The organism is Neobacillus sp. NPDC093182 (genome assembly GCF_044754045.1).
In genome coordinates this window covers 68,182-92,013 of record NZ_JBIVOI010000005.1, presented here as the reverse complement: position 1 = coordinate 92,013, position 23,832 = coordinate 68,182, and the positions used below count along the sequence as shown (strand labels likewise).

Annotated in this window: 24 protein-coding genes; 7 read left to right on the top strand and 17 right to left on the bottom strand. The window is 39.6% G+C overall.

Going from position 1 to position 23,832, the window contains the following annotated elements:
* The 6 genes from ACIQAA_RS11140 to hprK all read right to left on the bottom strand — a co-directional run bounded on the left by ACIQAA_RS11140 (position 1) and on the right by hprK (position 5,241).
* Positions 1-1,164 (bottom strand): ATP phosphoribosyltransferase regulatory subunit, encoded by a 1,164-nt coding sequence (locus tag ACIQAA_RS11140; RefSeq protein ID WP_402618948.1) that lies wholly within the window; start codon positions 1,162-1,164, stop codon positions 1-3.
* A gap of 140 nt (positions 1,165-1,304) precedes the next feature.
* Entirely contained in the window at positions 1,305-1,844 is a 540-nt protein-coding gene (locus ACIQAA_RS11135; RefSeq protein ID WP_402618945.1) for an acyltransferase, read from the bottom strand.
* A gap of 2 nt (positions 1,845-1,846) precedes the next feature.
* Positions 1,847-2,494, bottom strand: coding sequence for a pyrophosphatase PpaX (gene ppaX, locus ACIQAA_RS11130; protein ID WP_402618942.1), 648 nt, complete (start codon positions 2,492-2,494; stop codon positions 1,847-1,849).
* Entirely contained in the window at positions 2,484-3,437 is a 954-nt protein-coding gene (locus tag ACIQAA_RS11125) for a nucleoside recognition domain-containing protein (protein ID WP_402618939.1), read from the bottom strand. Before ACIQAA_RS11125 ends, ppaX begins: the two co-directional genes overlap by 11 nt.
* 20 nt (positions 3,438-3,457) lie before the next feature.
* Positions 3,458-4,288 carry a prolipoprotein diacylglyceryl transferase gene (lgt, locus tag ACIQAA_RS11120; RefSeq protein WP_402618936.1) on the bottom strand — a complete coding sequence of 277 codons (831 nt, stop codon included), beginning with the start codon at positions 4,286-4,288 and terminating at the stop codon, positions 3,458-3,460.
* Between the two features lie 20 nt (positions 4,289-4,308).
* Positions 4,309-5,241, bottom strand: a complete 933-nt coding sequence (hprK, locus tag ACIQAA_RS11115) for an HPr(Ser) kinase/phosphatase (protein ID WP_402618933.1) — start codon at positions 5,239-5,241, stop codon at positions 4,309-4,311.
* 266 nt (positions 5,242-5,507) lie between these two features.
* On the opposite strand from hprK, the gene nagA reads away from it, so the two are divergent.
* Genes nagA through ACIQAA_RS11100 form a run of 3 tightly spaced genes read left to right on the top strand, consistent with a single transcriptional unit; the run spans position 5,508 to position 8,162 of the window.
* Positions 5,508-6,686: an N-acetylglucosamine-6-phosphate deacetylase gene (gene nagA / locus ACIQAA_RS11110; RefSeq protein WP_402618930.1), complete on the top strand. Its 1,179-nt coding sequence runs from the start codon at positions 5,508-5,510 to the stop codon at positions 6,684-6,686.
* Between the two features lie 4 nt (positions 6,687-6,690).
* Positions 6,691-7,416, top strand: coding sequence for a glucosamine-6-phosphate deaminase (gene nagB / locus ACIQAA_RS11105; protein ID WP_402618927.1), 726 nt, complete (start codon positions 6,691-6,693; stop codon positions 7,414-7,416).
* 23 nt (positions 7,417-7,439) lie between these two features.
* Positions 7,440-8,162 (top strand): GntR family transcriptional regulator, encoded by a 723-nt coding sequence (locus ACIQAA_RS11100; protein WP_402618924.1) that lies wholly within the window; start codon positions 7,440-7,442, stop codon positions 8,160-8,162.
* A 42-nt stretch (positions 8,163-8,204) separates the two neighbouring features.
* Here the strand turns inward: ACIQAA_RS11100 and ACIQAA_RS11095 are convergent, their stop codons facing one another.
* The 7 genes from ACIQAA_RS11095 to ACIQAA_RS11065 form a co-directional block, all read right to left on the bottom strand.
* Positions 8,205-8,564, bottom strand: coding sequence for a phage holin family protein (locus tag ACIQAA_RS11095; protein WP_402618921.1), 360 nt, complete (start codon positions 8,562-8,564; stop codon positions 8,205-8,207).
* Positions 8,565-8,579: 15 nt separating this feature from the next.
* Positions 8,580-9,695: a DUF4097 family beta strand repeat-containing protein gene (locus ACIQAA_RS11090; protein ID WP_402618918.1), complete on the bottom strand. Its 1,116-nt coding sequence runs from the start codon at positions 9,693-9,695 to the stop codon at positions 8,580-8,582.
* Positions 9,696-9,729: 34 nt separating this feature from the next.
* Positions 9,730-10,047: a magnetosome magnetite crystal formation protein family gene (locus tag ACIQAA_RS11085; RefSeq protein ID WP_402618916.1), complete on the bottom strand. Its 318-nt coding sequence runs from the start codon at positions 10,045-10,047 to the stop codon at positions 9,730-9,732.
* 89 nt (positions 10,048-10,136) lie between these two features.
* Positions 10,137-13,013: an excinuclease ABC subunit UvrA gene (gene uvrA / locus ACIQAA_RS11080; RefSeq protein ID WP_402618913.1), complete on the bottom strand. Its 2,877-nt coding sequence runs from the start codon at positions 13,011-13,013 to the stop codon at positions 10,137-10,139.
* A gap of 7 nt (positions 13,014-13,020) precedes the next feature.
* On the bottom strand, positions 13,021-15,000 hold the full coding sequence (uvrB, locus tag ACIQAA_RS11075) for an excinuclease ABC subunit UvrB (RefSeq protein ID WP_402618910.1): 1,980 nt from the start codon (positions 14,998-15,000) through the stop codon (positions 13,021-13,023).
* Positions 15,001-15,296: 296 nt separating this feature from the next.
* On the bottom strand, positions 15,297-15,530 hold the full coding sequence (locus ACIQAA_RS11070; protein ID WP_283865746.1) for a DUF2198 family protein: 234 nt from the start codon (positions 15,528-15,530) through the stop codon (positions 15,297-15,299).
* A gap of 112 nt (positions 15,531-15,642) precedes the next feature.
* Positions 15,643-16,284: a YcnI family copper-binding membrane protein gene (locus ACIQAA_RS11065; protein ID WP_402618907.1), complete on the bottom strand. Its 642-nt coding sequence runs from the start codon at positions 16,282-16,284 to the stop codon at positions 15,643-15,645.
* Between the two features lie 200 nt (positions 16,285-16,484).
* On the opposite strand from ACIQAA_RS11065, the gene ACIQAA_RS11060 reads away from it, so the two are divergent.
* From ACIQAA_RS11060 to ACIQAA_RS11045, 4 genes are all read left to right on the top strand, one after another.
* Positions 16,485-17,294 (top strand): sensor histidine kinase, encoded by an 810-nt coding sequence (locus ACIQAA_RS11060; RefSeq protein WP_402618904.1) that lies wholly within the window; start codon positions 16,485-16,487, stop codon positions 17,292-17,294.
* On the top strand, positions 17,281-17,919 hold the full coding sequence (locus tag ACIQAA_RS11055) for a response regulator (RefSeq protein ID WP_402619533.1): 639 nt from the start codon (positions 17,281-17,283) through the stop codon (positions 17,917-17,919). The genes ACIQAA_RS11060 and ACIQAA_RS11055 overlap by 14 nt, the downstream gene beginning before the upstream one ends.
* Positions 17,920-18,187: 268 nt before the next feature.
* Positions 18,188-19,186 carry a permease gene (locus tag ACIQAA_RS11050; protein WP_402618901.1) on the top strand — a complete coding sequence of 333 codons (999 nt, stop codon included), beginning with the start codon at positions 18,188-18,190 and terminating at the stop codon, positions 19,184-19,186.
* Positions 19,187-19,198: 12 nt separating this feature from the next.
* A complete protein-coding gene (locus tag ACIQAA_RS11045) occupies positions 19,199-20,128 on the top strand; it encodes a TIGR03943 family putative permease subunit (RefSeq protein ID WP_402618898.1) in 930 nt (309 codons plus the stop codon).
* Positions 20,129-20,167: 39 nt separating this feature from the next.
* Here ACIQAA_RS11045 and ACIQAA_RS11040 read toward each other — a convergent pair whose 3' ends face one another.
* The 4 genes from ACIQAA_RS11040 to ACIQAA_RS11025 all read right to left on the bottom strand — a co-directional run bounded on the left by ACIQAA_RS11040 (position 20,168) and on the right by ACIQAA_RS11025 (position 23,614).
* Entirely contained in the window at positions 20,168-21,112 is a 945-nt protein-coding gene (locus ACIQAA_RS11040) for a cation diffusion facilitator family transporter (protein WP_402618895.1), read from the bottom strand.
* Between the two features lie 73 nt (positions 21,113-21,185).
* On the bottom strand, positions 21,186-21,554 hold the full coding sequence (locus ACIQAA_RS11035; protein ID WP_402618892.1) for an ArsR/SmtB family transcription factor: 369 nt from the start codon (positions 21,552-21,554) through the stop codon (positions 21,186-21,188).
* 141 nt (positions 21,555-21,695) lie between these two features.
* Positions 21,696-22,277, bottom strand: a complete 582-nt coding sequence (locus ACIQAA_RS11030) for a putative ABC transporter permease (RefSeq protein ID WP_402618889.1) — start codon at positions 22,275-22,277, stop codon at positions 21,696-21,698.
* A gap of 143 nt (positions 22,278-22,420) precedes the next feature.
* A complete protein-coding gene (locus ACIQAA_RS11025) occupies positions 22,421-23,614 on the bottom strand; it encodes a PDZ domain-containing protein (protein WP_402618886.1) in 1,194 nt (397 codons plus the stop codon).
* Between the last annotated feature and the right edge of the window lie 218 nt (positions 23,615-23,832).

Sequence of the window (23,832 nt, the reverse complement as noted above, 5' to 3'; positions counted from 1 at the left end):
TTAAGCTCCCCCGATTAAAAAGGTGGTATTAGCAAACTTCTTTGTAAAAGCATCGAGATTCTTCACACCATTAATGTCTTGCAGAACGGTTTGCTTTCCTTCTGCCTTCATGGTTTCGGCCAATTGAAAAGCTTCCTTTCGTCGTTCCTGGCTGAAAAAGATACACTCTACAGTATTGCTGACCTCTTGTGGGCCAATAGCCTCCAAAAGTTTATCGAGTCTAACTGCAAAACCAGTGGCACTGGCTTTTTTTCCAAATTTCTCGATCAAGCCGTAACGGCCACCATTTCCAATCGGAAATCCGACATTTCCAGCATAGGCCTCAAATAAAATTCCGGAATAATAACTCATATGGCTGACAATCGTAAAATCAAATTTCACAAAGTCCTCAAGACCATAATCCGTGATCACATCCCACAATTCCTTCAGCTGTACAAGTGATTCTTTTCCATAGCCATCTTCAACAATATCAAGTGCTTTCCCAATTACCTCATCGCCGCCTCGTAATTCCAGCAGCTGCAGCAGCCTTTTTTTATCGATCGAGGATAGTGAATAAGAGTTAACTTGCTCACGATAACCAACAAAGTTCTTTTCATATAAGAACCTTCTGAGTGCGGTGGCACGTCCATTGGTTCCTAAGATTTGCTTAAATAATTCTTGTGCAAAGCCAATATGTCCTACTGAAACCTGAAATTGACTCAGCCCGGCCTTTTTTAACGAAGAGACAAGCAGCGCGATTACCTCGCCGTCACTTGAAACAGTATCGTCATTAATATATTCCACACCGATCTGCTCAAACTCAGCGGGTCTGCCGCCTTCTCGCTGCTGTGCCCGGTATACATTTCCGGCATAGGCTAATCGAAGCGGAAGATCATTTTCTAACAGGCGTGATGCTGCCACCCTGGCAATCGGTGAAGTCATATCTGGCCGAAGTACGAGGGTATGCCCATCTTTATCGAGTAATTTGAAAAGCTCCGAGTCAAGTATCGCGGAGGCTGTTCCAACGGTTTCATAATATTCTAGGGTAGGTGTTTCGATAAATTGATATCCCCATTGTTTAATCGCGTCTTCCATCAAAGTACGTACACGGTGCTTTTTTTCATATAGTTCCGGAAGCGTATCTCTCATGCCTAAAGGCTTTTCAAACATAAATAAACGGCTCATTTCAATCATCCTTTATTTTCAGAATCCTTTAGTTCGCTAATGTGCTAATAAAATAAAGTTTACCTTTTCGTGGATTATTCGTCAACCGGAATATCTTAGATTATGTAAAAAAAAGCCCGGTTCGAAAACCAGGCCTCCATTTAATTTTTATTTGTCTTCCCATAAATCGGGTCCTCGGCCCATCTTTTTTCCATTTCTTCTTTTGAATAGATGACCCGCATAGGGTTGCCTCCGACGAATGCACCAGCTGGGACATCTTTATGAACCAGTGTTCCAGCTGAAACGATGGCCCCATCACCAATGGTTACCCCAGGCAGGATCGTTGAATTCGCACCAATCATCACTTCACTGCCAATATCAACTGGACCAAGGCGATATTCTTTTATTAAATATTCATGAGCCAGTATCGTTGTGTTATAGCCGATCACCGTGTTACGCCCGACACTGATTTTCTCAGGAAACATCACATCAAGCATGACCATTAAGGCAAAAGATGTTTGCTCGCCGATCTTCAGACCTAAGAAAGTACGGTAAAGCCAATTTTTCATCCCAAGAAAAGGGGTGTACCGAGCAAGTTGGATGACAATAAAATTCTTTACAACCTTCCAGAAAGGAACAGTTTTATAAACATGCCACAAGGAGTTTGCCCCTTCAACAGGGTAGCGGGTCGTGTTCCTCATTCTTATCCCTCTCCGAGAATCGTTAACAAATCTTTCATGTTCTCTAACATGTAATCTGGTTCATATTTTGCGAGATACTCTCTTCCCTTGATTGTCCAAGCCACCCCTGCCGTTTTCGTACCTGCATTTTTCCCGGCTAGTACATCGTGAAAATTATCGCCTACCATTAAGGCTTCCTCTGGCTTTGAACCTAATTTTTCAAGCGCTAAAAATATCGGTTCTGGATCTGGCTTCACTTTTTTCACATGATCGTAAGCAATCATGACATCAAAAAACGGATCAAGTTTCAGTAGGCGAAGTCCTTTAAAAGCTACATCCTCACGTTTCGTCGTCACAATGGCCAGTTTATAACCCTTTTTCTTTAATGTCTCTATGGTTTCCATAACTCCTACAAATTCCTTCACCAGTGCATCGTGATTCGCTAGATTGTAGGTACGATATTCTAGCACCATTTCCTCGACACGGCCGGGATCCATATTCCCAAAAACTTCATGAAGGGTTGGGCCTAGAAATGGCAGGACATCCTCTCGTGTATATTTACCTGGAAAGTATTTTTCAAGTGTGTGTAAATAAGTAGAAATGATAAGTTCATTTGTATCGATTAATGTTCCATCTAAATCAAATAAAATGGTAGTAATATTACTTTTCATATGTTGGTTCTGCTCCCTTTCTGCTCATGATGCCTGACCGTTTCCAGATGAATCCAACGATCAAAGTTAAGGTAATGGCTGTACCCAGACGTATTAAAAAGAGCGGCCAGACGGGAATACCCAGCGGGATAAAGATAAGCGTATCCTCCACTACCGCGTGGCAGGCCATTAGAAAAATAAAAGCAAGCGTTAAGTCCTTTTTACTTACTCCATCTTCCTCCACTGCCTGTATCACAACACCTGCACCATAGGCAAGCCCAAATAACAAGCCTGCTGCCATTGTGGTAGAAGTATTTTCATTCATTCCCAGACTCCTAGTGATGGGAGACATCCCATTTGAAAACCTCTTAAGCCATTGCAAGTCTTTTAAAATTTGAATAACAATCATCAACGGAATGACAATCATTGCTAACTGCAGAATTCCCAGACCTGCTTTTTCAATCGCAGCGAGTAAAATGGAACCAATTCCTGAAACTTGTTCATCACTTTGTGCTTGAATCATCCCGTATTTGGCCGTTTCGCTGCCTCCCTGCCAAACTAGGTTAATCACGATTGCAGAAGCAAACGCAAGTCCCAGCCTCGTCACGAGGACCAGCCAAAGCTTTACTCCCACTTTCAAGGCAACGCCCGATTCTACTATTAAATTATGAGAAAATGAGAGCATAACAGCTAAAATAAATACTTCTTTCACAGTAAAATCAAGGGTTAAAATAGCGCCAATCGCTGCATAAAGATTGAGGAAGTTCCCTAAAACGAGTGGGATGGCAGCGTCCCCTGACAAGCCTAGCAGCTTCATAAATGGTGCGATCGCCTCAATTACCCACGGCAGAATAGGTGTATATTGCAGCACTGCTACAATAAGGGTTACTGGAAAAATAATTTTCCCTAAGGTCCATGTTGTCTTAAGTCCCACCTGTAAACCCTTTTTAATCGAGTTAATCATTTCTCCATAAGTCTCCTTCTTTAGTGAGTAAAAGCTTGATTGTTTTTGTCTAAGTATCTGTCTTCAGCTAAATTCTTTTTTCTGCGGTAAATCAGAATGAACAGTGCACCGAGAATCAATGCGATGGAAATCGTCTGTGCCATTCGAAGACCTCCAAGCATTAAACTATCTGTTCTTAAGCCTTCTATGAAGAAACGTCCAATAGAATACCAAATCACATAAGATAGAAATAGCTCTCCGCGGCGCAGATTCACACGTCTGAGTAAAATTAATAGAATAAAGCCTGCGATATTCCAAACTGATTCATATAAAAAAGTTGGATGATAATACGCACCATTTATATACATTTGATTAATAATAAACTCAGGCAGCTGCAGATTTTCGAGGAAGGTTCTAGTTACTTCGCCTCCGTGGGCTTCCTGATTCATGAAGTTTCCCCAGCGGCCGATGGCTTGACCTAAAATAATACTTGGCGCTGCAATATCGGCAATTTTCCAAAAAGAAATCCCGCGCTTTTTAGCAAAAACGTACGCTGTTACGACGGAACCAATTAAAGCACCATGGATCGCAATGCCTCCATTCCATATCTGTATGATTTGACCTGGATGTTCGGAATAATAACCCCATTCAAAAATAACGTAATATAAACGTGCAGAAAGGATAGCAATCGGGATCGCCCAAAGCATTAAATCCGCAAATGTATCCTTTGGGAGCCCCCTCCTATCTCCTTCTCGAATAGCTAGAAACAGTGCCAATGCTAAACCACAGCCAATAATAAGGCCATACCAGTGCACTTGAATCGGTCCTAAGCTAAATGCAATCGGATCAAGCGGCTGTATAGTTGAATTCATACCATTTCTCCTTTATTAAATTATTCATCATGGTCTCCATCTTCAATTACATCTGATAGACGCTCTGTAAATTGCTGTGCTGCATTGACACCCATTCTTTTTAAGCGATAATTCATTGCAGCTACTTCAATGATGACAGCCAGGTTTCGCCCTGGACGAACGGGAACGGTGATCTTTGTAATATCAGTATCAATAATTTTCATCTTTTCTTCATCTAAACCAAGACGGTCATATTGCTTTTTTGCATCCCAGATTTCGAGATTGATGACCATCGTAATTCGTTTATTACTGCGGACAGCACCAGCGCCAAAAAGAGTCATGACATTAATAATGCCGAGTCCGCGAATCTCTAATAAGTGCTCAATTAAATCTGGCGAGGTACCAACGAGCGTATCTTGGTCTTCCTGACGAATTTCAACACAGTCGTCAGCCACAAGGCGGTGCCCGCGTTTAACAAGCTCCAATGCCGTTTCACTTTTACCAACGCCGCTTTTTCCTGTAATTAAAACACCAATTCCATAAATATCTACTAACACTCCATGAACTGCCGTTGTTGGTGCGAGTTTACTTTCTAAAAAGTTCGTTAGACGACTTGAAAAACGAGTGGTTTTCATGTTTGAACGGAGTACTGGAACAGATTCACGCTCTGAGGCTTCAATGAGCTCTCTCGGTATATCCAAACCTCTAGTAACGATGATCGCAGGTGTGATGTCTGTACATAAACGCTCCATCCTTGAGATACGTTCATGTTCTGGTAATTCCGAGAAGAAAGAAAGCTCCGTTTTTCCTAATAGTTGAATTCGTTCTGCGGGATAATATTCGAAGTATCCAGCCATTTCAATTCCAGGTCTGGAAATATCACTTGTCGTAATCGGACGATTAATTCCTTCTTCACCGCTAATCAATTCCAGATGGAATCTTTCAAAAATATCCTTCGTACGTACCTTTGGCAAAAGTTTTCCTCCTTATCGAAAAGCTAATAGCACCCTAGGCGCAGCAGCTTGACGGTTATCATGCTAAATTTGATTTAATTTCTTCTTATTTTAGCACTATTTAATTTATTTTCATAACCAAATAGAAGGTTATACGTTTTTTCATATATTCTTTTTTTATTGGGAAAATAAATAAGAGTATGTTTTACAACTGGTATAGACAACTATTCCACTTAAAGTTATAATAATCCCATAGAGGTAATCCTTTTGAAATGGAGATGACAATATTGAGCCTACTTTTAATGGTTCATGGCAAGGTAGTACTAGAAAATGAAGTGGCAGAATCGATCTATATTTTTATAGAAAATGGAAAATTCCAAGAGATTGGCCCTATTAATGCCCTTCCTTCCCATTTAAACGATGTAAAAAAAATAGAAATTGCTGAGGATCAAACTGTTGTTCCAGGCTTTATAGACGTGCATATTCATGGGGCTGCGGGTGCGGATACGATGGATGCAACAATAGAGGCGTTAGAAACGATGGCTAAAGCACTCCCTGCTGAAGGAACGACGAGCTTTTTAGCGACAACGATTACCCAAAAACATGAAAGTATCGAATACGCCTTAAAAAATGCAGCACAGTATCTTAAAGGTCATAATGACTCTGGTAAAGCAGATGTACTCGGTGTTCATTTAGAGGGACCATTTATTAATAAAAAACGTGCCGGCGCTCAGCCAAAGGAATACATTATTGATCCTGATATTGAATTATTTCAACACTGGCAGGAGCTGGCAGAAGGCAGCATTAAGTTGGTAACCGTAGCTCCTGAACTAGAGAATGGGACAAACTTTGTCCGCTATTTACATGAAACTGGTGTGATTGCTTCGATCGGTCACAGTGATGCAATCTACGAGGAAATGGAAAAAGCCGTTCAAGCAGGTGCAAAACAGGTGACACACTTGTTTAATGGCATGCGCGGGATACACCACCGCGAACCAGGTGTCGCTGGGTCTGCTCTTATTTTTAAAGAACTAATGGTTGAAATGATTGCAGACGGCATACATGTACGTCCTGAGGTTATGAAGCTAGTTATCAATGCTAAAGGAACAGCAGGCATGATACTAATAACAGATGCTATGAGGGCAAAATGCCTTAAAAACGGGGTCTATGATCTTGGTGGACAAGATGTATCTGTCGCAGATGGAAAGGCACTTCTCGCCGACGGTACACTGGCGGGCAGTATTTTGAAAATGAACGACTCTATAAAAAACATCCTGGAAGCAGCAGATATTTCCCTATCCGAAGCTGTTCAAATGGCAAGTGTGAATCCTGCCAAGCAATTAAACGTATATGACCGAAAAGGCAGTATTTCGGCAGGAAAAGATGCGGATATAACGATTTTATCGAATGAATATCAGGTTGAAATGACCTTCTGCCGCGGAGAAATAGCATATAAAAAGGGGTAATGACGTGAAACTAATTCGGACTGAAAATTATGCAGAAATGAGCTTAGAGGCTGGAAAAATCATCGTTGATAAAATCCGGTCTAACCCAAGACTTACGCTGGGATTGGCAACTGGAAGCACACCAAAAGGTGTTTATGATTATTTAATCCAGGATCATGGGACGAACGGGACTAGATATCAACAGGTGAAATCGGTTAATTTAGATGAGTATATCGGACTGAAAGCACAGGATCCTAACAGTTATCATTATTTCATGAGGCAAAATTTGTTTAAGCATTTGGATATTAGTGAACATCATACGCATATTCCAAATGGTGCCGCCAGTGATTTAAAACAGGAATGTCTTCGTTATGAACAGCTAATAAAAGAGCTTGGAGGGGTCGACCTGCAAATTCTAGGAATTGGACAAAATGGTCATATTGGTTTTAATGAACCTGGTACACCCTTTTCGAGCCGGACACATATCGTCACACTAGCTAAAAATACAAGAGAAGCAAATTCTAGATTTTTCAACTCTTTTGAAGAAGTGCCTGCACACGCCATAACGATGGGGATTGCAACCATACTAGAAAGCAAGGAAATTCTTCTGCTTGTATCAGGAGAAAAAAAAGCAGAAGCACTACTCAAGTTCATGAATGGAGAAATTAGCGAAGAGTTCCCTGCTTCTGCCCTAAAGCACCATGAAAATGTTACTGTCATTGCTGATAGAGATGCGTTAAAATATATCTAGTCCTTTTCGCAAGGAGTGTTTGGATGATCAATAAAAATTCACCGGTTCCCATCTATCATCAACTTGAAGAGTACATTAAACAACAAATCGAGAATGGTATTTTACTGGAAGAGGCTGCCATTCCTTCTGAAAGGGAATATGCGGAGCGTTTTCAAATAAGCCGGATGACAGTTAGACAAGCTATCAACAATTTGGTTTCGGAAGGCTATCTAACAAGGCAAAAAGGCAGAGGAACATTTGTAAATAAGAAAAAGGTTGAACAAGAACTTCAGGGAATGACAAGCTTTACCGAGGATATGCTTTCAAGAGGAATGAGCCCCAGCAGCACCCTTTTATCCTTTCAAATCATCCCTGCTGATAAAAAAACAGCCTCTAACCTTAGAATAAAAGAAAATGACTCCGTTTATAAAATCAAGCGGATTCGTTTAGCCGATCGTGCCCCAATGGCGCTGGAAACAGCCTATATTCCAGTTGAGCTTGTTCCGGGACTGACAGAGGAAAACAGCAACCTCTCTCTCTATCAATACATTGAGGAACATCTATCACTCTCGATAAGTGAAGCGACGCAGGAAATCGAAGCTTCTATTGCCAGTAGTCATGACGCAGAAACACTGGGAATTACTATCGGGGATCCAATCCTCTTGATTGAGCGAATATCTTATTTACAAAATGAAGTTCCTTTCGAATTGGTTAAATCTACTTTTCGGGCAGATCGATATCGCTTTGTTCATACGATGAAACGGTAAAAAAGCAAATGGCCCGGTGCAGTGCACCCCGCCATTTGCTTTTTATTTTTCCTTGGAGGATTTAAGTATTGTTTTGTTCAGAACCAGCGTGACAATCGACATGATGACGGCTGCCAGCAGCGCCATGCCAAATCCTGCGATTTCGAATGAATCACCCATTAAGTAATCGGTTATTTCTAGGGTTATCGCATTAATGACAAACAGAAAAAATCCTAATGTTAAAACTGTTGCGGGTAAGGTTAAAATAATTAGAATCGGGCGGACGATGATATTAATGATCGAAAGTAAGAAGCTTGCGCTAACTGCAGCCACAAAGCCTTCTAGTACAAAACTCTCAGAAAAATAGCCCGCTATGGCCATGAACAATACCGCATTGATTAAGATTCCAATCAACCATTTCATTTATCAAGTCTCCTATTAATTGTTAACCTCATCGGATTTATGCAGTGTAATGGACCCCGTTTTTGTATCGACAAATATCTTTAACATGCGGTCAGGATGATTAACGGACTGAAAACGAAGCAATTTTTGAATCATTTCACTTTTTTCCTCAAGAACCTGAATTCCATCAAGCTTAATATTGAAGCCGCCAAGATTTGTCTTTAACTCACCACTGGCAGCCACTCCATCGGGAATAAATAAATCAACCCCGCCTGTAGTCGCTTTCGCTGCAATTAATTCACATCGATTTCCGGTTAGGTTATAGGTAGTGTTCCCATTTAATGTCTGTGTTTCTACCTTTCTAAAATCACCATCAAGCTTAATGGCACCGTTGATCGTTTCTACCTCAAGATTATCAATCGTGCTGGTTTGCAATGAAATATGGCCATTGGCTGTCTCGACTTCGGCCTTTTTTCCATTTAAGCGTGAAAGCTCAATTTTTCCATTTGCCGTTTTCATACGAAGATCACTAATTGTTAATTCTTCACCTGATATAGGACCATTAAACATTCTAACTCGGACCCGTTCATATTCTGCCTGAGGAACATAAACCACCGCGTCGACCTTCATCCATTTTTGCTGTGTCATGAACCGCAGTTGTTGACCATCTATCGCAAACATTACATCCTTCAAAAAATTTTCCCGTGCTTGGTCAGCGTTTTCTACACGGTACACTTTTGCCTGACACTCGATCCTGACATCGTTTTGGTCCCAAGGAACAAGTTTAAGCGACCCGTTGGCGAGGTCAATATCCATATCACGTAAGTATACATCGCCCTGATGAAAGATGTGCGAAATCTCCACGGACTGACCAATATTCAAATCAAAATCAAGATCCTTAATTTTTTTCAATGCTGTGTCGACAAAATCAAAAATCTTTTCCTTTGTTGAGTGAGCTTTGTTTTGAGCGGATTCTTCCTTTTTTGCTTCTTCAAATTTGAAAGCTGTTGAAATTTCTTGAGCAATTTGTTTCTGTTTTTGTTCCATCGTTTGACCAGATTTCTCAAGCTCCTCTAATAAAGTCAAGGCTTCGTCAACATTCAGCTTTCCCTCTTCCACCATCTTTAAAATCCTTTTACGTTCTTCCTTCATCATATCCACCCCAATAAAAGTTTTCATTAAAATCCTATTCCATCATCAAGGCTTTTACGCCTTTTATCACATTCCAGATAGTAACAATTAGACTAACTAAGACCAAAATTCCTGCCGTCACGAGTGTAAAAACAGGTATTCCTTCATTGTTAATGGTGTTTATATCACTAAAAATAGCGAATAGTAGCAGCGGTGCTGGAATTAGCGGTATTAAATGAGATAAGAATGCCTTTTTCGCATGACTTTTTGTTATATCATCCCCAGAAGCAAACATCACAACAAGCGGAAAAAGAATTCCTGCAAAGAAAATACTAAAGTAACATAATCCTGAAAGAACTTTTCTAGTATCCATCCTTCATCACTCCCCTTAATCGTTATTTACGTATGGAATGGGAGAAAGATTCAATTTTTTTACAAATTAAAAAGCTAAAACTCAAGGTTTTAGCTTTTTACGATGGTTTCTTTTTCATGTATTTGTTCTTTCATTCGCAGCCGGTCACGCTCTAGGATTGGCTTTAAGTATCTGCCTGTATAAGATCCAGGTAATTCAGCCACCTTTTCTGGTGTTCCTGCAGCGACAATGGTACCACCTTTGTCTCCACCTTCTGGTCCGAGATCAATGATATGGTCCGTTGCTTTAATCACGTCTAAATTATGCTCAATCACGAGTACCGTGTCGCCATTTTCAACTAGACGCTGAAGGACAACTAATAATCTAGAAATATCGTCGACATGAAGTCCTGTTGTCGGTTCATCTAAAATGTAAAAAGATTTACCGTTTGAACGTTTATGAAGCTCAGAAGCCAGCTTCACACGCTGAGCTTCCCCGCCGGATAGCGTGGTAGCAGGCTGACCAAGTGTTATATAACCTAAACCAACATCTTTAATGGTTTGCAGCTTTCGGCTGATTTTAGGAACATTCTCAAAAAATTCTACTGCAGCTTCGACAGTCATATCAAGAATTTCCGAGATACTCTTTCCTTTATACTTCACTTCCAGCGTTTCACGATTATAGCGTTTGCCTTGGCACACCTCACATGGCACATAGACGTCAGGCAGGAAATGCATTTCAATTTTGATAATTCCATCACCGCGGCAAGCCTCACAGCGCCCGCCCTTCACATTAAAACTAAAACGTCCTTTTTTATAACCGCGGACCTTCGCTTCGTTCGTTGTCGAAAACAAATCACGGATATCATCAAATACTCCCGTATACGTTGCCGGATTAGAACGAGGTGTTCTGCCGATTGGAGATTGGTCGATGTCGATTACCTTATCTAAATACTCCATTCCCAAGATATCCTTATGTTCACCAGGCTTTGTTTTGGCACGGTTAAGCTTCTGGGCTAGTGTTTTAAGGAGGATTTCATTGATTAACGTACTTTTCCCTGATCCTGACACACCCGTCACAGCGATAAACATCCCTAGTGGAATCTTCACATTTACATTTCGCAAATTATTCTCAGCAGCACCCTTTATCTCGATATACCTGCCATCTGGCTTACGGCGTTCGATAGGCAGCGGAATAAACTTTTTACCAGATAGATACTGGCCTGTTAACGAATTGGGGTCCGCCATTACTTCTTGAGGTGAACCCGCTGAAATGATCTGCCCGCCGTGCACCCCAGCTCCTGGCCCAATATCGATTAAATAATCTGCCGCAAGCATGGTGTCTTCATCATGCTCAACCACAATCAACGTGTTTCCAATATCACGCATATTTTGAAGTGTTCCGATTAAGCGGTCATTATCACGCTGATGAAGTCCAATGGACGGTTCATCTAAAATGTAAAGGACTCCTGTTAACTTTGAACCAATTTGAGTGGCCAAACGAATCCGCTGTGCTTCTCCTCCGGAAAGGGTTCCAGCGGCACGCCCTAAGCTTAAATAATCAAGTCCTACATTCATTAGGAAACCGATGCGCTCATTAATTTCATTTAAAATTAATTTGGCAATTTGATGTTCTTTCTCGGTTAAGGTTAGTTCATTAAAAAAGTGGTGAGCTTCTTCAATGGATAACCCTGTTACGTGGGAAATATGACGGCCTGAGATTAACACAGCTAAAGTTTCTTTCTTCAAACGATGACCTTTACAGACGTGGCATGGCTGCTCCCCCATATATTTCTCCATTTGCTCCCGAATCCAATCAGAGCTGGTCTCTTTATAACGGCGTTCCACATTCCGTATAACACCCTCAAATTCAATATGACCTTCACGAATTTGTCCAAAATCATTCTCATAGCGGAAATAAATTTTGTCACCTTCGGAACCATAAAGCACTTTATCGATAAGATGTTTAGGGATATCCTTAAACGGCATTTCCATATCGACACCATAATGATTACAGACAGCTTCTAGCAGCTGTGGGTAATATTGCGAGCTTGTTGGTTCCCAGGGAGCTATGGCATGCTGTTTTAATGTTAATTCCTTATTCGGAATGACAAGATCAACATCTACCTCAAGCTTGGATCCCAGTCCATCACATTCAGTACAAGCACCAAATGGGCTATTGAACGAAAACATTCGCGGTTCTAACTCTCCGATTGAAAAACCACAAAGAGGACATGCATGGTTTTCACTGAAAAGAAGTTCCTCTTCTCCGATTACATCGACGATCACCTTTCCCTCTCCAAGTCGTAAGGCCGTTTCAAGAGAATCAGCAATCCTCGCAGTAATCCCTTCTTTCACGACAATACGATCGATGACAACCTCAATGGAATGCTTTTTGTTCTTATCTAGAACAATTTCATCACCAAGATCCAGCATTTCACCGTTAACACGAACACGAACGAATCCTTGTTTTTTTATATCTTCAAAAACTTTAACATGCATTCCTTTTCGTCCTGAAATGACAGGAGCAAGAATTTGCATCTTTGTCCGCTCAGGATATTCCATGATTCGGTCTACCATTTGTTCAATCGTTTGCGAGGAGATTACAATATTATGGATTGGACAAGTTGGTCTGCCAACACGGGCAAAAAGTAATCGCAAATAATCATAAATTTCCGTCACCGTCCCTACTGTTGAACGGGGGTTCCGGCTTGTTGTTTTCTGATCGATTGAAATCGCTGGAGATAATCCTTCAATGGAATCAACATCAGGCTTATCCATCTGTCCTAAGAATTGTCTTGCATAGGCAGACAGTGATTCAACATAGCGGCGCTGCCCTTCTGCATAAATCGTATCAAAAGCAAGTGAGGACTTTCCAGAACCTGAAAGTCCCGTTAAAACAACAAGCTTATCTCTCGGAATGGTGACATCTATATTTTTTAAGTTATGGGCTCTGGCGCCTTTAACTATCAATTTATCCATCGCCATGGTTACGTCATCCTTCCGCTTTTAACTCTAATAATAAATCACGAAGTTCCGCAGCACGTTCAAAATTAAGCGCTTTTGCTTCTGCTTTCATTTCTTTTTCCATCGTCGCAATCAGCTTGTCTCTTTCCTTCTTCGACATCTTACCAAAAGAAGCTGCTGGTTTGTACTCTTCCTGCTCCTCGGCAGCATGAGTGGCACGAATTGCCTCGCGGATTCCCTTTTGAATGGTCATAGGCGTAATTCCGTGCTTTTTATTGTATTCTTCTTGGATTTTGCGGCGCTCTCTCGTTACATTAATCGCAATTTCCATCGAATTTGTTATTTTGTCCGCATACAAGATGACATGCCCATTAGCATTACGGGCAGCACGTCCGATGGTTTGGATTAATGAACGTTCTGAACGGAGGAAGCCTTCTTTATCGGCATCAAGAATCGTAATAAGCGAAACCTCAGGGATATCCAGTCCTTCTCTAAGCAGGTTAATCCCGACTAACACATCATACTTACCAAGCCGCAGCTCGCGGATAATTTCAATCCGTTCAAGTGTTTTTACTTCTGAATGTAAATATTGGACTTTAATTCCTATTTCTTTTAGATAGTCCGTTAAGTCTTCTGACATTTTCTTTGTCAGCGTCGTAATAAGCACCCGTTCATTCTTCTTGATTCGCTCCTGAATTTCACCAATGATATCATCGATTTGTCCCTCAATAGGACGTACTTCAATCGTTGGATCCAATAACCCTGTTGGTCGAATGATTTGCTGAATCATTTCCGGAGTATGCTCAAGCTCATATGGACCTGGTGTTGCCGAGACAAAGATGGCATTGTGAATATGTTTTTCAAATTCATCAAAGGTCAACGGTCGGTTATCAAGCGCTGATGGCAGACGGAAGCCATGGTCAACAAGCACCTGTTTCCGTGCTCGATCACCATTGAACATCCCTCTTACTTGTGGCAGGGTAACATGTGACTCATCCACGATCAAGAGAAAATCTTCTGGAAAATAATCGAGCAACGTATACGGTGTGGAACCAGCAGGTCTCAATGTCAAATGACGTGAGTAGTTTTCAATCCCTGAACAAAAGCCCATCTCACGCATCATTTCGAGATCATATCGTGTCCTCTGTTCGATGCGCTGTGCTTCGAGCAATTTATTATCTTCACGGAGCTCTTCTAGGCGTTCTTCGAGTTCTTGTTCAATGTTCTCGATGGCGATTCTCATTTTTTCTTCTCTCGTTACGAAGTGGGAGGCAGGAAAAATGGCTATATGCTCACGTTCGCCGATAATTTCCCCAGTTAAGGCGTCAACCTCACGAATGCGATCTACTTCATCGCCAAAAAATTCTACGCGAACACAATGCTCATCACGTGACACAGGGAATATTTCCACCACATCACCGCGAACGCGAAACGTACCACGTTTAAAATCAATATCATTTCTTTCATACTGAATATCGACCAAACGATGTAGCAGCTGGTTACGTTCAATCTCCATACCTGTCCTAAGTGACAGTACCATTTCCCGGTATTCTTCAGGTGAACCGAGACCGTATATACATGAAACACTGGCGATGATTATAACATCTTTCCGCTCAAATAAGGCGGATGTTGCGGAGTGCCGAAGTTTGTCAATTTCATCATTGATACTGGAGTCTTTTTCAATAAATGTATCTGTCGATGGCACATAGGCTTCTGGTTGAAAGTAATCATAGTAACTAACAAAATACTCAACAGCATTATTTGGGAAAAATTCCTTAAATTCGCTGTAAAGCTGACCTGCTAACGTTTTATTATGAGCAATAACGAGTGTCGGCTTGTTTACTTCTTTTATCACGTTTGAAACCGTAAACGTCTTACCTGTTCCTGTTGCTCCAAGCAATGTCTGATAGCGCTTGTTCTCTTTTATTCCTTGAACTAACTGTCGAATCGCCTCAGGCTGATCGCCTTGAGGTGAGTATTTCGAAACCAATTCAAATTGATCTTTCACTGGTTTTCCTCCCGATAAATAATCACTTTCTAGCAAGAAAAACGTGCAAGTTGACCGGGATGGTGCTAGAAAATGTATTCTGAAATTCTAATAGTATCATTCTAACACAATTCCTCCAAAACAAACCACTAATATGCGAACGAACATTCTGTTTTCTGGTGGAATTTGGATTTTGCTCACGAAAAGTAAGAGCTTACTCGTAAAATTCAGCTTTTTATACGCGAAACTCCCTATTTTACTCGAAAAGCAAAAAAGCCTGCCATTAGGTTTGACAGACTTAATATCTAGATGGATGATTACGTTTTTTTGAAAACTCTTTGTTTCATTTTTGAAGCCAGCCAAAATCCAGCTGTAAGCGAAAAGGCATCTACAACGATAAGCGGTAAAGTGTTGGTATACCCTTTAAAAGCAGAGGCAGCAATGAGCCCGACGGTCAGGGCAAGCCCGATAAGACGATTGTATGTGACCCGGGTAAATAGCAATACGAGTAAACCTGGCAAAATAAGCGCAGACAAATATCTAATAACCATCTCCAAAATGGGTCCACCTCATTTATTCATTTCTGTTTATTAATTTTAGAAATTTATTCTCAAAATTGCAAGAAAAAAGACAAGAGATTCTACACTCTTGTCTTCGAAGCAATTATCCTCTCTTTTTAAGAGATATTATTAAAGCTATTAATCCTGCTACTAATGCTGCGATGGAAAGATAAAGCGTTGTGTTTGATGCACTCGTTTCTTTCACTTCTTCCGTTACTTTTTCTTCTGACGAATTATCCTTATCAGTTGTTGTCTCTCCATGGCCATGTGCAGAAGCAGCAGCTGCATTGACAACCGTTACAGAAGCAGGATAATTTTCCTCTTCTGCTTCTACCCATTCTACTACACTTCCATCCGAGTAAGTTTGGATCGCTTTCCAAACGATTTCTGTTGCTTTGTCGCCAACTTTTCCATTCATGTTAAACTGACCAAATTCAGTCGCAGATAGGCCTTCACCTTCAGCTGTCCAGGTAACGGATGTAATTTTATCAGAATCATCCTTTTGAATTTCATAGGTCCATCCTGGCTTTGGTTCAAAACGAGTAATGTTAACATCTTCAGGAATTACCACTTGAATTTTTGTTGTCAGAACATCTTCTTTTTCTGAAGGAACTTTTACAGTAAACATTTCATATTTTCCTTGTGACGTTTCCTTTGGTCCGACGGTAACATGAGCACTAGCAATCCCAGCAAAAAGCGATAAAGCAACAATCATTGTTAACAGTGAAGTTAATAATTTTTTCATTTTAATATCTCCATTCATTTAAAATTTTTTATTACATTAATAAGTTCCTTACCTATAAAATTAAAGATTTTTACACCTTCTTTATATGACCCTTTGGGGCTATTTTTTTTTATATTAGACTAAAATGTTCATAGAACTGTCACAGTGATGGATATATCATGTAGAATGATAAAAGCAATATATTAAAGGAGATTAACACTTTGTCATACCGACTAATGAAGCTCTTCACCGTTTTAATACCAACTCTTCTAATTGGCGGTTTTGAATTCTTTCGTCATAGTGTGATTCATCATCTTCTCTCAATGGAAACTGGGAACTATTTAATCACAATCTTAACTTTGATCATCTCCTATGCCTTTGCTTCGTGGATGTTTAAAACGATTGAACTGAAAAACCAAAGAATAACAAACGAAAGGGAAATGCGGGCAATATATGAAGAAAGGGAACGGTTAGCAAAAGAATTACATGATAGCATTGCACAAACTCTATTTTTACTAAAAGTCTATTTAAAAAAGGGGAAAAGTGAAGAAGCTGCTTCTCTCGTTAATTCAATCGATACCCAATTACGGCAAGCAATTTTTAACTTACGGATGAACCCAGCTGAACATGTTAATTTTTCAAACAGACTCCAAAATTGGTTAGACGACTGGATTACGGTATCAGGAATTGACATAGAATCTGATATTCAATTACAGAATGGGTATTTTACTACTGCAGAAGAAGTGCAGCTTTTTGGAGTCGTTCAGGAGGCCTTGATAAACATTAGAAAGCATTCGGAAGCTAATACTCTTATCTTCAAGCTGCATACCCGTAATAATGAATGGGAGATGAATATAGAAGATAACGGGCGAGGCTTTAACATAAACGAAATTAGTTCAAATCATTATGGACTTGCCATGCTAAAGGAAAGGTCAGAAAAGTTGAACTGTAGCTTAGAGATTGATACACAATTGAATCGAGGAACAAAAATCAGTTTGCGAGGTAATAAAGAATATGATAAATCCATTTAGGATAGTAATTGCTGATGATCATCCACATGCTCGGAAAGCGATATTAGCAATGCTTGAGGATGATCCCTATTTCGACATCGTCGGACAAGCACATAATGGGAAAGAAGCAGTGGAAATGAGTCAGCAGCTTCATCCAGATATTATTTTAATGGATATTGACATGCCTGTTTTAAATGGCTTAGAAGCAACAAAAATAATTAAGGACACATCCCCTTTTATTAAAGTAATTATCTTAAGTGTTTCTGATAATGTCGCCGATTTGTTTACTGCCATTCAATATGGCGCTCAAGGGTATCTTCTAAAAAATATGGACCCCGACGAATGGCTCCAATATCTACACTCCGTTGTCGAAGGAAAAAGTGATGCAACCCGCGGATTGGCTGGGAAGCTTCTCTACCAATTTAGGGAAAAGGATCTGCAGAATTCTTCCCAAACCAATTCACTCACCAGGAGGGAAAAGGAAATCCTTCTCTTAATCAGTGAAGGTATTTCCAATAAACAAATTGCTGATCAATTATTCATTTCTGAAAATACGGTAAAAAATCATATCAAAAATCTATTAGAAAAACTAGAGCTTGAAAATCGTGTCCAACTTGCTATATATGCCGTTAAACAATATAAATGAATCCTTAGGTTAATTCCAAAGGGTTTTTAATTTGACCAAATCTGGTATTTAAAAGATTCATATTTTCATTTACAAACTCATAGACATGTTTTAGAATGTAAAACGAAACAATTACGATTTATTTAAAAAAAGCTTTAAATTTTAGACTTTTCCCTCCATTTTTTGTGGCCTGGTTTCCCATTACATATCTAGCAATAGGTATTTTTATAATTTCTCATTCATACTCTATTAAATGTACAAATTAATTTAATAGAAACAGGAGGTATTTATGTATCGTATTGTCCGCAGCAATATCATAGAATTCACGGGTATAATTATCATTGTTTTAGCACTATTACTGCTTTCTTTTAGCACTAATTTAAAGGTTACATTCGATTTACCTCCGTCTTTATTAAATTTAAACACGATATTTTTAAGTATTTTAATAGAGGCGCTCCCTTTTGTATTGATAGGAGTCCTTATCGCGGGTATAATCCAAATTTTTGTGACCGAAGAACATATTAAACGCTGGATTCCCAAAAATAAGGTTTTAGCGATAATCATGAGCTGTATAATTGGTGCCCTCTTTCCAGCGTGTGAATGTGGTATTGTTCCTATCGTCCGTCGTCTTATTGGGAAAGGAGTACCCATACCTGCAGCTATTGGCTTTATGTTAACAGGTCCACTAATTAATCCAATTGTGATTGCCTCTACTTATATGGCTTTTGGCAATGATTTTAAGATTGCAGGATTAAGGATGGGATTAGGATTTTTTGTCGCTTTAATGGTGGCATTGGTTGTCGGCATCATTTTTAAAGGAAATCAATTAAAGTCTTCTATTCATACAAGATCTTTAGACACATTAACAAAAAAGGAATCTTTTTCAACAAAGTTTTGGTCGATGTTAACCCATTCCATTGATGAGTTTTTTGATATGGGTAAGTACCTAGTAATGGGAGCTTTTTTAGCTGCATTTGTACAAACCTATCTACCGGCAAAAGCCCTCTTGGAAGCTGGAAGCGGAACAGTATCGTCCCTAGCTGTCATGATGGGATTAGCTTATGTTTTATCACTTTGTTCTGAAGCAGACGCGTTTATCGGTGCGTCCTTCAGTAATATTTTCCCTACTTCAGCCATTTTAGGGTTTTTAATCTTTGGTCCAATGATGGATTTAAAAAACACCTTTATGATGCTGAGCGTATTCCGCACGAAGTTTGTTTTCAGTGTTTTGGCTCTAATTATTTCGATTATCTTTATTACGATCATGCTTACGCAAAGCTTTATTTAAGGGGGAAACGTCGTGAGATTCCATTTTCAGCAGGCTGTCAGAGCGTTTATTTTACTAGCTTTTTCAGTCATGCTTTTGAAGCTTCATTTTACCGGAGAAATTACGAAGTTTATTAATCCTAAATATGAAGGACTAAGCCAGTCAGCAGCTGTATTATTTATTATATTATTTATTATCCAAACGACAAGAATATGGACAGTTAAGGAAAACAACCACCATCACCAATGTCATGATGATTCTCACGACCATACCTGTAGTCACGATCATGGAGATTCACCTTTTAATACAAAAAAATTAATCTCTTATCTTGTTATTGTTTTTCCGTTGGTCACGGGTTTTCTGCTTCCAGCAAAGGTTCTCGACGCCTCAATTGTTGATAAAAAAGGCGGTTTGGCCGTATTATCAAATCAAAAGACAGAGAAGAAACAAGAGGAAAAGGTTGGACCTACCAATAATCAACAGGAAGATCCAGTTATTAATGAGGATCTTGTAGATCTTTCACGTATCGAAGACAACGTTTATACAAATGAAGAATACGAACAGTTAATACAGCAATTAGAACAAAGTCCAACTATTGAGATGAACGATCATGTTTTTTCAACCTATTATGAAGAAATGCATATGGACCTCGATAAATTTAAAGGTAGAGAAATCACTTTAAAAGGATTTGTTTATAAAGAAGATGGGCTTGAACAAAACCAGCTTGTGCTAGCAAGATTTTTGATAACACATTGTGTAGCAGATGCTGGCATTATTGGATTTATATCTGAGTTACCAGAAGCCTCGTCACTAGAAGTAAATACCTGGATTGAAGCGAAAGGCGTTGTGGATATCACGAACTATAATGGAACCGAGTATCCAATAATTAAAATAACCAACTGGAAGAAAATCGATGAGCCTAGAGAACCTTATCTCTATCCGATTAGCGTAAAGGTCCTTTAGAAAAACCAGAGGGTGTCCCAAAAGAGGGACACCCTCTGGTTAGTTACATGTGCCATGCGGGCTTGGGCAGCCAACTTCAGCCTTTTCGACTTGTATTGTACTATGCTCGATATGAAATTCATCATGAAGGATTTTTTGTGACCTAGCGAGAATTTCGTCATGGATCGCTTCATCTAAAATAGTAATATGGCAGCTCAATACTGGATATCCGGAAGTGATCGTCCAAATGTGTAAATCATGGACTTCCTTTACCAATGGTATTTTACTAAGTGCCTCTTTAACCTGCTGGATATCAATTTGTGTCGGTGCACCCTCCATTAGGATATGAAATGAATCTCTTGTAACACGGAAACCACTAATAATGATTAATACAGCGACAATCACACTGGCTATTGGATCGGCAATCGTCCAGCCGAAAAACATAATCAGCAAGGCGGCTACAATGGCTCCGACGGATCCAAGCATATCACCTAGCACGTGTAAAAAGGCACTTCGTACATTGAGATTATCATCCTTATCACCACTCATTAATATCCACGCAGCGATAATATTTACCACTAATCCTGTAATCGAAATCATTAACATTCCTGTACTTTGAACCTCAGGGGGAGCAAAGAAACGCTGAAATGCTTCGTAAAATATATATAAGGAAATGACGATTAGTGTAATCCCATTTAATGCCGCAGCAATGATTTCGAAGCGCTTGTATCCATACGTTTTTTCCTGTGATACCTGTTTTTCCCCAAGCTTGATTGCGAAAAAGCTAAGACCAAGCGCAGCTGCGTCACTAAGCATATGCCCAGCATCAGACAATAGAGCTAAGCTATTGGTTAGAAAGCCCCCAATGACTTCAACCACCATAAATGCCGCTATCAAAATAAATGAACTTAACAGTGCTTTTTTATTACTTGTATGTGAATGACCGTGTCCATGGCCATGTGAGTGCCCATGAGAATGTCCATGGTGGTGATGATGGTGTCCCATAAATATCTCTCCCAACTAGAGTGGTCTCTGTAGTTTTTTCATATCTCTTTTTTGAGATACGTTTTTCAATCATTTACTCTCGACCTGCCACCTCTTGTTGATGTTCAAAGGCAATGTGAATGAGCTGTTTCACATGATCATCATCAAGAGAATAATAGACTAACTTTCCTTCTTTCCGATATTTTGCAAGACCCAAGCTTTTTAAGTGACGCAAATGATGGGAAGCTGTTGCCGTTGTCGCACCGACAATATTGGCCACATCACAAACACATAGTTCATCTTGAAGTGTAAGCGCATAAGCTATTTTCACTCGCGTTTCGTCGGACAAAGCTTTAAATATCTTGGTTACCTCAAAAATATTGCTCTTTTCAACCTGCGGCTGCAATCTTGTGGTTTTATGGTCATCAACGCAAGTTTCCTCGCAAATATCCCGTTCCTTCATTCCTTCACCTCATACATTCAAATCTTTATTTGATTATATGATATTCAAACCGATATTTGAATGTCAAACATTATTATTTTTTTAAAAAAAAATAACTAAACGAAAAACTCCTTCTTTATTAAGCAGAAGGAGTTTGAATTTTTATTGAATTGGATTAGGCGATTCTGCTTCATCGAGAACTTGGGTAGAGTGTCTGCGAATAGATAAAGCCAGTTCAGCAATGAAATATAAAATAATCGCAGGCCAAATCCATGTCCACAATAATTCTGCTGCTCCGTAAAAAGAAACTACTGCAGGGTGAACCCACTTTAAACAGGCGAACGATAGCAGAATCCAGCATAGAGAAAATGGCAGACAAATATGTCCGTGTATTTGCATGGGCATATTCGAATAATCCCACCATTGACGTTGAAAAAACTTTTGAAGTAATGCCCCACTTATATACTCAATGAAGGTAGGTATGAAAAAACATAGCAAAAGGACAATACCCCAATTTGTTTCAGGACCTATTAAATAAACCAAGATTACAGGGGCAAAACCATACATTGGCTTAAAGGGTCCATGAAAAAAATTCGGTTTAAAGAATTTACGTTTGGTAATATAACTGTAGCTATTTTCTAGCAGCCACCCCATCAATGAATAAATCGTGAAATAAAAAACAACGGCAGAAACTCCTTCAAAGTTAATATTCATAGGAGTGTAAAAATCTAAGAAACTAATCATATGGCTAAACCACCTTTCTTGGTTATGAATTTCCCATTTTAGGTTTAACTCACCAGACCCCAATTATACGGAAATACGATGATTTAGAATCCTATTATCGAGAAAAAAAGCCAAAGGAAATCATCCTTTGACTTCATTCTTCTTTATCCAATTTTTTCATCATATTTTTTCTGATCCTGTACAAAAAGTATGCCCAACTCGTAATGATCACCCTCATACAATGCCCGCTGAACGAATCGAACCTCGCCATTTATATCTAAAACTTCAAGCTTACAGTGAGCTCGATTTTTTTGTAATGCTTCATAAAAAACCTGTTCATCACGTATGGCAACACTATTAACTTTTGAAATTAACTCTCCTACCTGAAGTCCCATTTTATCAGCAGGTGATTCAGGTATAATTCCAATAATCATTAAACCGTTGTTTTTCTTTGAAAAGTAAAACGGTAAATTATCATCCTTCAATCGCTGCATTAGGGATATGAGTTCACGACCGATAATCGCCAAGGCTGCCACGACAATAGAGATAAGCGGATACCAATAACCAATAACAGACAGTATCAATGTTACGATTCCCAATGTTATTACTTTACGTCCATGCAGCTGAATCGACTGTTTTGGCAGCATGCCTTGAATTTGCTGGTTAAAGCCGACAGCAAACGGAACAAGGAACAGCGAGTAAGACTCCGCTCCAATACGAAAGACTGGCCAGAACGAAAATGGCAGCGTCAGAACATCCCCAGGAATCAGCAGAAATACAGGCAGCATCCAAAGTCGTTTCACTTCATGGGCACCGACACGCTGCCCTCGCTTGCTTTTTACAAGTTTGGGAGAGGATCCTTTACTGGCATTTCTATTAATAAGAATTCCTTCAGAAATTAATAAGAGTGCCAGCAGGATCACCATAGAAGGATAGACCTTTTCATCTATACCTTGAAATGCCTCTTTGAAGAATGGGACATTCCAGTCATTTTCAGCGATTAAAATAACTCCGAAAAATGCTGCACCAACTGTGTAGACTGGTGACATTAACCGTATATTAGTTGTTAAACTCCATAATAGCGTAAAGATAGCGATTAGAAGGATGGCTGCAAATGGAACGCTTAGACCAGCGGTAACTGTGACAATGGATAGCACAAGACCCAAAATCAATCCTAACGGAAAAAACTGCCGAAGTTCAAAATAAGCATCAAACGTCCTGTTATGGAAATTTTTTCGCTCTCGTTTTACTCTTGAAACTCCCAGAATTCCGGAAAGGAAAATGAGATAGTAAAAAACAGGATGAAGAAAGAGTCTTCCTGTCCCTTTTATCAGCTCAAAAAGCCATAATTGCAACAATTTCTGCCACCTGCCTCTATCATAAATTCTACTATTCTAGCTCTAATGATTATTTTACCAAAATAGAGGAATAAAACCTATTGCTAGTTTCTTGAAAAAATAAAAAAATGTCGAATGATCAGGAGAAAGTGATGTTCATTTATTTTAGTTTATCCGGGTTATCTGTTAATTCTTTGGTATTCAACAATATTTCCATGGAAATTCTCGACATATTCAAC